Source organism: Curtobacterium sp. PhB190 (assembly GCF_004365385.1).
Classification (GTDB): Bacteria; Actinomycetota; Actinomycetes; order Actinomycetales; family Microbacteriaceae; genus Curtobacterium.
This window is the reverse complement of sequence record NZ_SODN01000004.1, coordinates 320,709-333,613: the sequence shown is the minus strand read 5'-3', so window position 1 is coordinate 333,613 and position 12,905 is coordinate 320,709. Positions and strand designations below refer to the sequence as shown.

General features: G+C 70.6%; 12 protein-coding genes. 3 read left to right on the top strand and 9 right to left on the bottom strand.

The window, feature by feature from the left end:
• Positions 1 to 20 precede the first annotated feature (20 nt).
• From EDF47_RS08905 to rplU, 5 genes are all read right to left on the bottom strand, one after another.
• Positions 21 to 1,286 (bottom strand): glutamate-5-semialdehyde dehydrogenase, encoded by a 1,266-nt coding sequence (locus EDF47_RS08905; protein ID WP_133936707.1) that lies wholly within the window; start codon positions 1,284 to 1,286, stop codon positions 21 to 23.
• 378 nt (positions 1,287 to 1,664) lie between these two features.
• Positions 1,665 to 2,483, bottom strand: coding sequence for a glutamate 5-kinase (gene proB, locus EDF47_RS08900; protein WP_228505024.1), 819 nt, complete (start codon positions 2,481 to 2,483; stop codon positions 1,665 to 1,667).
• 7 nt (positions 2,484 to 2,490) lie between these two features.
• Complete coding sequence (gene obgE / locus EDF47_RS08895; protein WP_123673375.1) at positions 2,491 to 4,089, bottom strand: GTPase ObgE; 1,599 nt, start codon at positions 4,087 to 4,089, stop codon at positions 2,491 to 2,493.
• A 158-nt stretch (positions 4,090 to 4,247) separates the two neighbouring features.
• The gene (gene rpmA / locus EDF47_RS08890) at positions 4,248 to 4,499 is read right to left on the bottom strand and encodes a 50S ribosomal protein L27 (RefSeq protein ID WP_071257351.1); all 252 of its coding nucleotides are present in this window, start codon (positions 4,497 to 4,499) and stop codon (positions 4,248 to 4,250) included.
• Positions 4,500 to 4,511: 12 nt separating this feature from the next.
• Positions 4,512 to 4,820, bottom strand: coding sequence for a 50S ribosomal protein L21 (gene rplU / locus EDF47_RS08885; RefSeq protein WP_111084536.1), 309 nt, complete (start codon positions 4,818 to 4,820; stop codon positions 4,512 to 4,514).
• A gap of 179 nt (positions 4,821 to 4,999) precedes the next feature.
• On the opposite strand from rplU, the gene EDF47_RS08880 reads away from it, so the two are divergent.
• Positions 5,000 to 5,272 (top strand): DUF4031 domain-containing protein, encoded by a 273-nt coding sequence (locus tag EDF47_RS08880; protein WP_123313478.1) that lies wholly within the window; start codon positions 5,000 to 5,002, stop codon positions 5,270 to 5,272.
• A gap of 458 nt (positions 5,273 to 5,730) precedes the next feature.
• Here EDF47_RS08880 and EDF47_RS08875 read toward each other — a convergent pair whose 3' ends face one another.
• Positions 5,731 to 6,693 carry a hypothetical protein gene (locus tag EDF47_RS08875; protein ID WP_131921676.1) on the bottom strand — a complete coding sequence of 321 codons (963 nt, stop codon included), beginning with the start codon at positions 6,691 to 6,693 and terminating at the stop codon, positions 5,731 to 5,733.
• A 2-nt stretch (positions 6,694 to 6,695) separates the two neighbouring features.
• Positions 6,696 to 9,602 carry an Rne/Rng family ribonuclease gene (locus EDF47_RS08870; RefSeq protein WP_133936708.1) on the bottom strand — a complete coding sequence of 969 codons (2,907 nt, stop codon included), beginning with the start codon at positions 9,600 to 9,602 and terminating at the stop codon, positions 6,696 to 6,698.
• A 349-nt stretch (positions 9,603 to 9,951) separates the two neighbouring features.
• Between EDF47_RS08870 and EDF47_RS08865 the strand changes: the two genes are divergently transcribed.
• Together EDF47_RS08865 and EDF47_RS08860 are read left to right on the top strand one after the other, a co-directional pair.
• Complete coding sequence (locus tag EDF47_RS08865; RefSeq protein ID WP_243834032.1) at positions 9,952 to 10,554, top strand: vitamin K epoxide reductase family protein; 603 nt, start codon at positions 9,952 to 9,954, stop codon at positions 10,552 to 10,554.
• Positions 10,555 to 10,676: 122 nt separating this feature from the next.
• Positions 10,677 to 11,528 carry a thioredoxin domain-containing protein gene (locus EDF47_RS08860; protein ID WP_133936709.1) on the top strand — a complete coding sequence of 284 codons (852 nt, stop codon included), beginning with the start codon at positions 10,677 to 10,679 and terminating at the stop codon, positions 11,526 to 11,528.
• A gap of 72 nt (positions 11,529 to 11,600) precedes the next feature.
• Here EDF47_RS08860 and EDF47_RS08855 read toward each other — a convergent pair whose 3' ends face one another.
• Complete coding sequence (locus EDF47_RS08855) at positions 11,601 to 12,449, bottom strand: thioredoxin domain-containing protein (protein WP_133936711.1); 849 nt, start codon at positions 12,447 to 12,449, stop codon at positions 11,601 to 11,603.
• Positions 12,450 to 12,468: 19 nt separating this feature from the next.
• Complete coding sequence (ndk, locus tag EDF47_RS08850; RefSeq protein WP_111084529.1) at positions 12,469 to 12,888, bottom strand: nucleoside-diphosphate kinase; 420 nt, start codon at positions 12,886 to 12,888, stop codon at positions 12,469 to 12,471.
• Between the last annotated feature and the right edge of the window lie 17 nt (positions 12,889 to 12,905).

The window sequence follows — 12,905 nt, the reverse complement described above, 5'->3', positions numbered from 1 at the left end:
GGGGAAAGACGCCGTTCAGTCTAGCCGCGGATCTGGCCGTTCCCGCGCACGATCCACTTGGTGCTCGTGAGCTCGGGCAACCCCATCGGACCACGCGCGTGCAGCTTCTGCGTCGAGATGCCCACCTCGGCGCCGAAGCCGAACTCCCCGCCGTCGGTGAAGCGCGTCGACGCGTTCACCATCACGACCGCCGAGTCCACCGTCGCCAGGAACCGCTCGGCCGTGTCGACGTCGTTCGTGACGATCGACTCGGTGTGGTGGGTGGACCAGCGCGCGATGTGCGCCATCGCGGCGTCGACGTCCGGCACGACGCGGATCGACAGGTCGAGGTCCATCGACTCGGTCGCCCAGTCCTCGTCGGTGGCGCGCAGCACGCCCGGCACGATCGCCCGCGTGGCGTCGTCGCCGCGCAGCGTGACACCGGAGGCACGGAGCCGGTCCGCGAGCACGGGCAGCAGCCGCTCGGCCGCCTGCTCGTGCACCAGGAGGGTCTCGAGGGCGTTGCAGACGCTCGGCCGCTGCACCTTGCTGTTGAGGACGATGTCGACGGCGCGCTGCTCGGGGGCCGATGCGTCGAGGAACACGTGCACCACGCCGGCACCGGTCTCGATCACGGGGACCTGCGACTCGGTGACGACGGTCTGGATGAGCGAGGCGCTGCCGCGCGGGATGAGCACGTCGACCAGGCCGCGGGCGCGCATGAGCTCGGTGGCTCCGGCACGGCCGAACTCGTCGATGGTCTGCACGAGCTCGCGCGGCAGGCCGACCGACTCGACGGCGTCCTGGATGCGGGCCACGAGCACGGCGTTCGTCCGCTGGGCCGCCGAACCCCCGCGGAGCACGACCGCGTTGCCGGACTTCAGCGCGAGCGAAGCGATGTCGACCGTGACGTTCGGTCGTGCCTCGTAGATGGCACCGACGACCCCGAACGGCACCCGCACCTGGGTGAGCTGCAGGCCGTTCGGCAGCAGCGAGCCCCGCAGGTGCTCCCCCACCGGGTCCTGCAGGCCGACGACGTCCTCGACGGCCGTGGCCAGCGCCTCGATGCGTGCGGGGTCGAGCCGGAGTCGGTCGACGAGACCGGAGGACAGGCCGCTCTCCTCGCCCGCGACCAGGTCACCGTGGTTCGCGGCGACGATCTCGTCGGTGGCGGCGCGGACCCCGGCGGCGATCGCCACCAGGGCGGCGTCCTTGACCGCCGTCGTCGCGGTCGCCAGGGCCGACGAGGCGGTGCGGGCCGCCACGAGCGTGTCGGTCAGGGTCGGGGCGGGCGCGATCGACGACATGGACCGATTCTAGGTCCGCTCGTCGGCCCGTGACGGGCCTGACGCCGTCTCGCCGGCCGACCGGTCATGACACGTTGCACGACGACCGCCGAGCGGTCGCACCGCGTCGCCTCGCGCCGACCCCGTCGACCGGTCCCGACCGTTCGACGCAGTCCGTCGGTGCGTCGTGACCGCCTGGAGGCCCGGCACCGGTCCCCGGGACCCGCGCCGGGCCTCCAGGCGGTCGCGTTCACCACGCCGACCGGTCACGACACGTCGTCCTGCGCCGAGCGAGCGGTCGCAGACCGTCGCTCCGCGACGCCTGCGCCGACGGTCCCTGACCAGTCGGCGCCGTCCCGACCGCGAGTCGTGACCGCTCCGGGCGCGATCCGACCCGTGTCAGGGACGCGGCGCGGCGTGGAACCAGGTGCCGACGTGCTCGCCCGACAGGGCGCGGTCGACGAGGGCCGTGGCGGTCACCAGGACCGACGTGCCCGCCTCGGCCGCGAGCCGTGCAGCCGCGACCTTGGTGCCTGCTCCCCCGGTCCCCACGCCGGACTTGCCGACGGAGCCGAAGGTGACGCCGGCGAGCTCGTCGCCGAACGGTACCTCGTCGATGCGCTCGGCGCCGGGCTGCTCCGGCGGCTTCGTGTACAGGGCCTCGACGTCGGACAGCAGCACCAGGGCGTCGGCACCGAGCAACCGAGCCACCAGGGCGGCGAGCCGGTCGTTGTCGCCGAAGCGGATCTCGTGCGTGGCGACCGTGTCGTTCTCGTTCACGATCGGCAGCACCCGCAGGGCGAGCAGCCGGTCGATGGCGCGCTGCGCGTTGACCCGGTGCGTGGGGTTCTGCAGGTCGCCGGCGGTCAGCAGGATCTGCGCCGCGACGACCCGGTGCCGGTCGAGTTCCTTCTGGTACCGGAACATCAGGACGTTCTGGCCGGTGGCCGCGGCGGCCTGCTGCGTGGCGAGGTCGTCGGGACGGCCCTCGAGCCCGAGGAACGGGAAGCCGGTCGCGATCGCACCGGACGACACGAGCACGACCTCGGTGCCACGGCCGTAGGCGCTGGCCAGGGCGTCCACCAGCGGACCGATCTGGCCGGCGGCGTCACCGCTGACCGAGGACGAGCCGACCTTGACCACGATCCGCCGCGCACGCGGGATGTCCTCTCGCCGAGTGACGGGTCCGAGGTCGGTGCGGGCGGTCGTGTCGGTCATGCCGCGGTCAGTCCTTCTGGTCGCTGGTCTCGAAGTCGCCGGTCTCGACGCCGGTCTCGACTCCGGCCTCGGGGTCGCCGGTCTCGAGGTCGTCGCTGGTGACGACCTCGTCGTTCACCCAGAGGCCGGACACACGCTCCTGCTCGAGCTCCGCACGGGCGGCCGCCTTGGCGTCCATCCGCTCGAAGTACTCCTCGCGACGCTCGTTGCGGGTCGGACGCGAGGTCGCACCGATGCGGGCGTCGGTCCCGCGTGCGCTCGTGATGAGCTCCGCGGTGGACGTGAGCGTCGGCTCCCAGTCGAAGACCATGCCGCCGTCGCCACCGATCACGACGGTCGAACCGGCGACCGCGCCGGCCTTGAACAGGCCGTCCTCGACACCGAGCTTCGCGAGACGATCAGCCAGGAAGCCGATCGCCTCTTCGTTGGTGAAGTCGGTCTGCTGGATCCAGCGCTCCGGCTTCGCGCCGCGGACGCGGAAGAAGCGGTGCTCCTCACCGCCCTCGGCACGGACCGTGAAGCCCTGGTCGTTGACGGCACGGGGGCGGATGACGATGCGCTCGACGACGGGCTCGGCCGCGCGCTTGGCACGACCCTGCTCGACGACCTCGGCCAACGCGAAGGTCAGCTCACGCAGACCCTTGTGCGACGCCGTGGAGATCGGGAACACGCGGTAGCCACGGCCCTCGAGCTCGGCGGTGACGAACTCGGCGAGCTCGGCGGCGTCCGGCACGTCGATCTTGTTGAGCGCGATGAGCTGCGGACGCTCGAGCAGCGGCACCTGGCCCTCCGGGACCGGGTAACGCTCGAGCTCGCCGAGGATGACGTCGAGGTCGCTGATCGGGTCGCGGCCCGGGTCCATCGTCGCGCAGTCGATGACGTGCAGCAGGGCTTCGCAGCGCTCGACGTGCCGCAGGAACTCGAGGCCGAGGCCCTTGCCCTCCGACGCGCCCTCGATCAGCCCGGGGACGTCCGCGACCGTGAAGCGGCTCTCGCCCGACTCGACGACGCCGAGGTTCGGGGTGAGCGTGGTGAAGGGGTAGTCGGCGATCTTCGGCTTCGCGGCCGAGATCGCGGCGATGAGCGAGGACTTGCCGGCGCTCGGGAACCCGACGAGGGCGACGTCGGCGATGGTCTTCAGCTCGAGGCTGATGTCACCCGCCCAGCCCTCGGTGCCGAGGAGCGCGAAGCCGGGGGCCTTGCGCTTGGTGGTGGAGAGCGCCGCGTTGCCGAGGCCGCCCTGGCCACCGGGGGCCACGACGACGCGCATGCCGGGCTCGGTCAGGTCGGCGATGACCTCGCCGGCCTCGTCGTACACGACGGTGCCGATCGGGAGCGGGAGCTCCTGGACCTCGCCGCTGACGCCGCTGCGGTGGTCGCCCATGCCCGGCTGACCGTTCTTGGACGAACGGTGCGGAGAGCGGTGGTAGCCGAGCAACGTGGTGACCTGCGGGTCGGCCACGAGCACGATGTCGCCGCCGTCACCGCCGTTGCCACCGTCGGGCCCGGCGAGGGGCTTGAACTTCTCACGGCGGACCGAGACGCAACCGTTGCCGCCCTTCCCCGCGCTGAGGTGCAGGGTCACGCGGTCGACGAAGGTCGCCATGGTTCCACTCCTGGAAGATCGTTGCGCCGACGAGATCCGTCAGCGCGTTGTGCCGACGTGATCCGTCAGCGCGTTGTGCCGACGTGATCCGTCGGCGGGAAAAGCGAAGGAGGGGCGGGCACTCGGCCCGCCCCTCCCGCTGAAGCTGATCGTCGCGACTACGCGTTGACGATGTTGATGACCTTGCGGCCACCCTTGGTGCCGAACTCGACCGAACCGGCCGAGAGGGCGAACAGCGTGTCGTCGCCACCGCGGCCGACGTTGGCGCCCGGGTGGAAGTGGGTGCCACGCTGGCGGATGATGATCTCACCGGCGTTGACGACCTCGCCACCGAAGCGCTTCACGCCGAGGCGCTGAGCGTTCGAGTCACGACCGTTGCGAGTGGAACTCGCACCCTTCTTGTGTGCCATGAGCTGACTCCCTTACGCGATCTTGGTGATCTTGACGCGGGTCAGTTCAGCGCGGAAACCCTGGCGCTTCTTGTACCCGGTCTTGTTCTTGAACTTCTGGATGATGACCTTCGGACCGCGCAGGTCGTCGAGCACCTCGGCGGTGACGGTCACGTTGACGAGCTCGGAAGCCGCCGACGTGATCTTGTCACCGTCCACGAGGAGCACGGGGGCGAGGTCGATGTTGCCCTTGTCGTCCGCCTTGACACGGTCGACGGTCAGGATGGTGCCGACCTCGACCTTTTCCTGACGGCCGCCGGCGCGCACTACTGCGTAAACCACGTGGAAATCCTTACGTAACTCTGCTTGAGGGAAGTCTCGGGTGCCCACTTCTGCACGAGCGGCTCCCGGAAGGCCGGGCCCGATCGGCGACGCAGGCAGAACGGCCCGCTGACACCAGGGATCGAGAATACTCGATCCCCATGGGTCCGGTCAAACGGCGACACACGTACGATTGCACGGTGACCGTGTTGATCGACCCACCGACGTGGCCCGCTCACGACACTCTGTGGTCGCACCTCGTCAGTGATGAATCCTACGCGGAACTCCACGCGTTCGCTGCACGCGCCGGTGTGCCGCGTCGTGCGTTCGACCACGACCACTACGACGTGCCGCTCGCGAAGTACGACGAACTGGTCGCCGCGGGGGCCTCTGCGGTGTCCGGCAGGGAGCTCGTGCTGCGGCTCATCCGCAGCGGCCTGCGCGTGGCGCAGCGCGACAAGCGCGCCCACTGACGCGCCGCGCGCGTGCGTCCGGCTCGCACGGTGCGAGGTTCCCGACTCGGTGCGGGGCACGCCGGCTCGCACGGTGCCTGCAACCGCGCACGGTGCGGACGGGAGGCCCGGCGCACCCCGCCACGCCCGTCCTGTCGCACGGTGCGCGGCCGCGTCTCGGGCACGTGCGCACCGTGCGAGGTTGCCCACAGCGTGCGAGGTCGGCAGCACGGTGCGTCGCCAGAGGCTCGCACCGTGCCGCGGCCGCTGCACCGCCCGGTGAACCCCGCACGGTGCGGCGACAGGCGGACGCCGCACCGCGCATGACCTCGCCGGGCCGCCGTCGCGCCTCGGGCACGTGCGCACCGTGCGAGGTTGCCCACATGGTGCGAGGTACGAAGGCCGCACCATGTGGTCAACCTCGCACCGTGCAGCGCCCACACGACCGCCCACACGACCGCACGAGCGACGAAGCGAGGTCAGCGGGGCGCTGGACCGCCCCAGGGGGCTGCCGGCGGCTGCTGCTGGTCCGGACGGGGCTGTGCGCCGTACTGGCCGCCGTACTGCCCGTGGGGGTCCGGCTGGACCAGACCCTGTCCGTACGGGCCCTGCTGCGGCTGCTGCGGCCCCGGCTGCACGGTCGCGGGCGGGACGGCGTCGGCGGGCCGTACCGTCCCCGGCAGGCCGGACGTCGGCGCGGGGCCACGGTTCCGTCGCGGGCGCCCGAGCCACAGCCACGCCGCGGTCGCACTCGCCAGGAGCATCACCGTGAACGGCACGCCGTTGCGGAGCGGGTTCGTGACGACGTCGATCACGAGTCGGGAACCTCCCGAGGTGATCGCCCCGAACGCGCCCGTGAAGACACCGACGAGCGCGAGGGCGATCGTCCCGGCAGCCCCGGCGAGCACGGCGCGGAGCAGCACGGTCGGCAGCGGGCTGCGGCGGGCGATCGGGGTCAGGAACGCCAGCGCCAGGAACGCCCCCGCGTAGAACGGGAACGGCGCCAGGAACACCGAGGCGATGAAGCTGCCGACCAGGCTGGCACCCGCGCCGTAGTGCGCGAACGGGCTGACGACGAGGGACGTCCCGATGAGCCCGACGATGCCGGACACGAACTCGACCAGCACGAGGGACACCACGGCGATGAGCGCCCCGGCGGTGTTGTTCACCGAGGCGCCGGGCGCGAAGGCCCGACGCGGATCGGCCGGCGCACGGGGCGGTCGCGGCGGGGCGTAGGGCACCCCGGCAGTGGGCTGGACGCCGTGCGGCGGCTGCCCAACAGGCTGCCCGCCAGGTTGCCCACCGTACGGCGGCTGCCCACCAGGCTGCCCACCGTACGGCGGCGCGGAACCGCCGGCTCCCCCGGGTCCGGGCGGTGCGGGCTGCTGCCAGCCCGCACCGTAGTACCCACGATCCTGCTGCGGGTCACCGGGGTTCGTCACGCTCAGTTCCCCAGGATGACGGAGCCGTCGGTGTCCTCGCCGGACGCACCCTCGGTCGTGGCCGGCGCACTGATGCTCGGCGACGACACCCGGCGGGACCGCGAACGGCCCTGACCCGGCTGCTTCGGCTCGGGCAGCGCCTGGAGCACGGAGTCCAACAGCGACTCGGCGTCCGGGGCGACCTGACGCGGCTCGCGCTTCGGGGCGGCGTTGAGCGGGATGTCCAGGATCGCGACCGTGTTGTCGGTCGGAGTCACCGTCGCGCTGGAGCTGACCCGACGGCGGGCCGGGGCCTTGGCCTTCGGCTCGACGGCAGGAGCAGCAGCCTCGGCGACCGCCTGCTTCGGCGCAGCCTGCTTCGGCTGGTCGCGCTTCGGCTCGGCCTGCTTCGTCTCGACAGCGGCCTCCGCCTCGACTGCGACGGGCGCCGACTCAGCGACCTCGGTGGCCTCGGTCGCGGCAGCGTTCGACTGCTCACCGCTCCGTCCACCACGGCCGCCACGGCGCCGACGCTTCGACCCGGTGGGCTGTTCGCCCGCTCCGGAGTCCTCGGACGCGGACGTCGCTGCGGGGACGTCGGCCGAGGTCGGTGCCTCCGCCGAGGTCGGCGATGCCGGCGAGTCCTCGTGCGGGATCGTCGAGGCGGCGATCCGCGACAGCGCGCTCTTCACGTCGTCGGTGATCTGGTGCGCCTGGCTCGACTGCCCGTTCGACGAACCGGAACCCGAGCCACCGCCGGAGTTGCCCCCGCCGTTGCCGTGCCCGTTGCCACCGTTGCCGTTGCTGCCGCTGCCGTTGCCGCCGGCACCGCTGCGTCCCTTGCGACGCCCCTTGCTCGGGCCCGGGTCGGCGTTGTTGTCGTTGACCTTCGCGTTGACCTCGTCGAGCGACTCGCGCAGGCCGACGCCGATCTTCTTGCGGGTCATCTGCACGAGGCCGAGCGAGGTGACCTCGGCGACCTGGTGCTTCGTGCGGTCGCGGCTCAGGCACTCGATCAGGCGGCGGAGCACGAGGTCGCGGTTCTCCTCGAGCACCATGTCGATGAAGTCGACGACGATGATGCCGCCGATGTCGCGCAGGCGGAGCTGGCGGACGAGTTCCTCGGCGGCCTCGAGGTTGTTCTTCGTGACCGTCTCCTCGAGGTTGCCCCCGGAGCCGACGAACTTGCCCGTGTTGACGTCGACGACCGTCATGGCCTCGGTACGGTCGATGACGAGCGAACCACCGGAGGGCAGCCAGACCTTGCGGTCGAGCGCCTTGTCGATCTGCTCGTTCAGGCGGTACTCCTCGAAGGAGTCCGGGCCCTCGTAGCGGACGACGCGGTCCTTCAGGTCGGGCGCGACGGCCGACAGGTACTCGTCGATGGTGCCGCCGGCGGCCTCGCCGTCGATGATGAGCTTCGTGAAGTCCTCGTTGAAGACGTCACGCACGATCTTGACGAGCAGGTCCGGCTCCGAGTGCAGCATCACCGGGGCCTGGCCACCGGCGACCTTCTTCTGGATGGCCTCCCACTGGCTGGTCAGGCGCTGCACGTCGCGGGTGAGCTGCTCTTCCGTCGCACCTTCGGCAGCGGTGCGCACGATGACGCCCGCGTGCTCCGGCAGGACCTCCTTGAGGATCTTCTTCAGGCGCGCACGCTCGGTGTCGGGCAGCTTGCGCGAGATCCCGTTCATCGAGCCGTTCGGCACGTAGACCAGGTAGCGACCGGGCAGCGAGACCTGGCTGGTCAGGCGGGCGCCCTTGTGGCCGACGGGGTCCTTCGTGACCTGGACCAGGACCTTGTCGCCCGGCTTGAGCGCGGCCTCGATGCGACGGCCGTGGCTGGTGTCGACCGAGTTCCAGTCGACCTCGCCGGCGTACAGCACGGCGTTGCGGCCGCGGCCGATGTCGACGAAGGCGGCCTCCATCGAGGGCAGGACGTTCTGCACCTTGCCGAGGTAGACGTTGCCGATCAGCGACACGTTCTCGGACTTGGTGATGTAGTGCTCGGCGAGGATGCCGTCCTCGAGCACGCCGATCTCGATGGTCGACGAGCTGGAGCGCACGATCATCTGGCGGTCGACGCTCTCGCGGCGGGCGAGGAACTCGTCCTCGCTCACGACCTGGCGGCGGCGTCCGGCGTCACGGCCGTCGCGGCGACGCTGCTTCTTCGCCTCGAGCCGGGTCGAGCCCTTGATGCGCTGCGGCTCGGTGATGAGCTCGGGCTCGCGGCGGCGGGGCTCCTGGTGGTCGCGCGGCTCGCGGGGCGCACGGGCCTCGCGGTCGGCGCTGCTCCCCCGACGACGCGAGCGCCGGCGGGATCCGCCCTGCTCCTCACGCTCGTCGGTGTCGTACCGGTCATCGCGGTCGAACCGGTCCTCGCGCTCGGATCGCTCGGAGCGGTCGGAGCGGTCGGAGCGCTCGTAGCGGTCGTCTCGGTCGTCCTCGTCGCGCTCGTACCGCGCGGCACGACGCGGCAGCTCCGGCAGGACGGGGGCGTGGAAGATCAGGCTGAGCGTGCTCGTCGCCTTCGGGACGAACGGCTCGGCGGGGGCGGCGGGTTCGCTCGCCCCGGCCGTCGGCTCGGTCTCGGTCGGACGGGAGGCACCACTCGGCTCCGCCACGTCGGCTGCGGGCTCGGTCGGCTCGGCCGTGACCACCGGCAGGTCGCCGGTCAGCGTGCTCACGTCGTCCGGCTCGGCGCTCTGCGCGGAGACGGCTTCGACCGCGACGGACACGGCTTCTGCCGGTGCCCCGTCCGCCGGTGCCCCGTCCGTCAGCGCGAGGGGCTCGTCGACGGCCGGCACCTGCACGGCGTCGGCCGCGACCTGCTGGCCGGATGACCGGGCGCGGCGTCCGCCGAACAGGCGGGTCCGACGCTTCGGGGCGTTCTCGTCGTTGGTCGTGTTGTCGTTGTTCTGCTCCACCATGGACTGGCGCACTCCTCGGCCCCACTCGCACCCTTGTCAGGCGGCGGGAATTCTTTGGTTGTGGCGGTGGCGTCGACGCCCCGCGCTCGCTGTCTTCGTGATCGGTCTGCGTCAACTTCTCGTTGCGTCCGCTGCCGTTCCGGTCCGGGCACCCGGCCCGGGTCGGCTCGGCGTCGGAGTGACGCTGTCCCGACCACGGTGCGCTCTCACCGCACCTGATCGTCCGGACACTGCCCCGTGGGGCACTGCCCGGAAAGCTCTCTTCGGTCTGCGGTTGCCCGCACGACCTCCGGCCAGTATCGCACGCCGCTCCCGGAAAGGACCGGAAGCCGCATGCGATGATGACGGCGTGAGCACGTCAGCGCCTGCCCCCCGTCGTCCGATCGCGATGGCCGTCTTCCTCTTGATCACCGGGTTCGTCGGCCTGTACGGGTCCTTCTCCCTGGTGCTCGACGAGTTCAAGAAGTACGCCGACCCCGACACGGTGCTCTCGTGCGACGTGAACCCGTTCATCAGCTGCTCGGACGTGATGGCGAGCTGGCAGGGCCACCTGTTCGGGTTCCCGAACCCACTGCTCGGCGTGATGGGCTTCGTGGCGCCGATCGCCGTCGCGGTGATGATGCTCGCGGGCTTCCGCAACGGTTCGCGGTGGTTCTGGATCGCGTTCAACGCCGGCGTGTTCCTGGCGTGGGTCTTCGTGACGTGGCTCTTCACCCAGACCGTCTGGTTCATCGGCGCGCTGTGCCCGTGGTGCATGCTCGTGTGGTCGATGACGATCCCGATGTTCTGGGTGTTCACGATCTGGAACGCCGCGCAGGGCCGCTTCGGCGCCCGCATCCAGCGGGTCGGCCGGGCACTGCTCCCGTTCTGCTGGGCGTTCCCGCTGGCGAACTACCTGTTCATCGTCGTGACGATCATCATCAAGTTCCCGACCATCCTGACGGTCTTCTGATCTGCTGCTGGGCGTTCTCGATGCGGCACCGATGACACATCGATGACGCGTCACCGAATTCCTGGGGGCTTCCCAGGCAGGACGCCCGATCGACCTCCGGGCAGCACCTACGCTCGATCTCGATGAGCGAGAACGAGAGCAAGAAGGTCCGTCGCGACGCCGCCCGAGAGCGCGCTCGCGAAGCCCGGGAGCAGGAGCAGGCCCGACGTCGCCGCAACAAGACGCTCGGGATCAGCGGCATCATCGTCGGCAGCCTGGCGGTCGTCGCCGTGGTCGTCCTGGTGATCGCGAACTCGGTGCAACCCGCGGGGCCCGGGCCGCGGAACATGGCGAGCGACGGCATCCTGTTCACCGGCCAGAGCGGCGAGATCGTGCCCGTCGAGACCAAGGCGACACCCGACGGTGGGACCCCGACGGCGACGGAGCAGGACGACTCGGTGGCGAACATCACAGTGTACTCGGACTACATGTGCCCGTACTGCAACCAGTTCGAGACGGCGCAGATGGACCAGATCGAGCAGTGGGTGAAGGCCGGCTCCGCGACGCTCGAACTGCACCCGTTCAACCTGCTCGACCGGGTGTCGCTCGGGTCGAAGTACTCCACGCGCTCAGCCGCCGCGGCCGCCTGTGTCGCGGACTACGACCCCGACGCGTTCCTGTCGTACAACACGTCGCTCTACGAGAACCAGCCGTCCGAGAGCACCAAGGGCCTGACGAACGACGAACTCGCGTCCCTGGCGAAGGACGCCGGCGCGACGAACAGCAAGGTCGCCTCGTGCATCACCGGGCAGCACTTCGCCGGGTGGGTCGCCGACGCCACGAACCGGGTGATGAACGACCCGATCCCGAACTCGTCACTCGACAAGGTGACGAGCACCCCGACGATCATCGTGAACGGCAAGCAGTTCACCGGTTCCCTGACCGACACCGACGCCTTCGCGTCCTTCGTCGAGCAGAACGGCGGCGCCGCGTAGGCACGAGGCAGCGCGACGACGAAGGCCCCCGCTTCCGGATGGAAGCGGGGGCCTTCGCTCGTGCGGGTGGTGCTACTTCGCCGCGGCGTCGATCGCGGTGATGACCGTGCTGAGGTCGTCGAGGCGCTTGCCGTTCACGACCACGGTCGGCGTGCCGAAGCCCTGCGTGCCCTGCAGTGCCTCGTCCGCGGTGACGAGCTTCGTGGACTTCGTCACCCAGCCCTTGAACTGCTCGGTCGACAGGCACTCGGAGACGTTCGACCCGGTCGCGCCGCCCGCCTTCACGAGCTTCGCGATCTCGGCGTTCGTCAGGCCCGAGGTGCCCTCGGTGGGCTGGTTGTCGAAGAACTGCGTCTGGACGTCCAGGAACTTGTCCGGCGCGTAGTTCGCGACGCACATCGCGGCGTTCGCGGCCCGGCTGGCGTAGCGCGAGCTCTGGTAGCTGCGGTCGAGGATGGACACCGGCTGGATGGCCAGCGTCGCGTCGCCCGACTTCACCTTGTCCAGGATCTGGTCGGCGTAGGCGCCCTCGAACTGCTTGCAGACCGGGCAGGCCCAGTCGACGTACTCGGTGACCGCGACCGCACCGTCGGTGTTCGACGTCGGGACCGCCGACGGGGTGCCCTTCGCGGTGACGGCCTTCGTGGTCACCGGGGTGACCTCGCCGCCCTCGCCGGTGAACTGGATCGCGCCGGTGGCCATGTTCTTCGGCCCGGCAGCGGACACGGCGGGTGCGTTGTTCACGTTCACCACGACGAGGGTGATGATCGCGGCGATCGCGATGATGCCCAGGCCGATGCCGCCCTGCAGGAACCACTTGTTGCGGCGCTTGCGACGCTTCTCGGCATCGGCGCGCTGGCGCGAGACCTCACGCGCGTGCTGGCGACGCTCGTTCTTGGTGGGTCGGTCGTTGTTCGTCACGAGTCGTTCCCCCGGCGTCTCAGGCGAACCAGAGCGCGAGCTCGCGCGCCGACGACTCGGTGCTGTCCGACCCGTGCACCAGGTTCTGCTGCACCTTGAGGCCCCAGTCGCGACCGAGGTCGCCACGGATGGTGCCGGGTGCGGCGCTGGTGGGGTCGGTGGTGCCGGCGAGCGACCGGAAGCCGGCGATCACGCCGTTGCCGGCGACGCGCACGGCGACGACCGGACCGGACTGCATGAACTCGACGAGCGGCTCGAAGAACGGCTTGCCCTGGTGCTCCTCGTAGTGCGCGTCCAACAGGTCGCGCGGCGCGGTGAGCATCTTCAGGTCGACGATCTCGTAGCCCTTCGACTCGATGCGGCGGAGGATCTCACCGGTGAGCTGGCGGGCGACGCCGTCGGGCTTGACGAGGACGAGGGTCTCTTCGAGGTCGGACACGCAGTACTCCTAGTGTG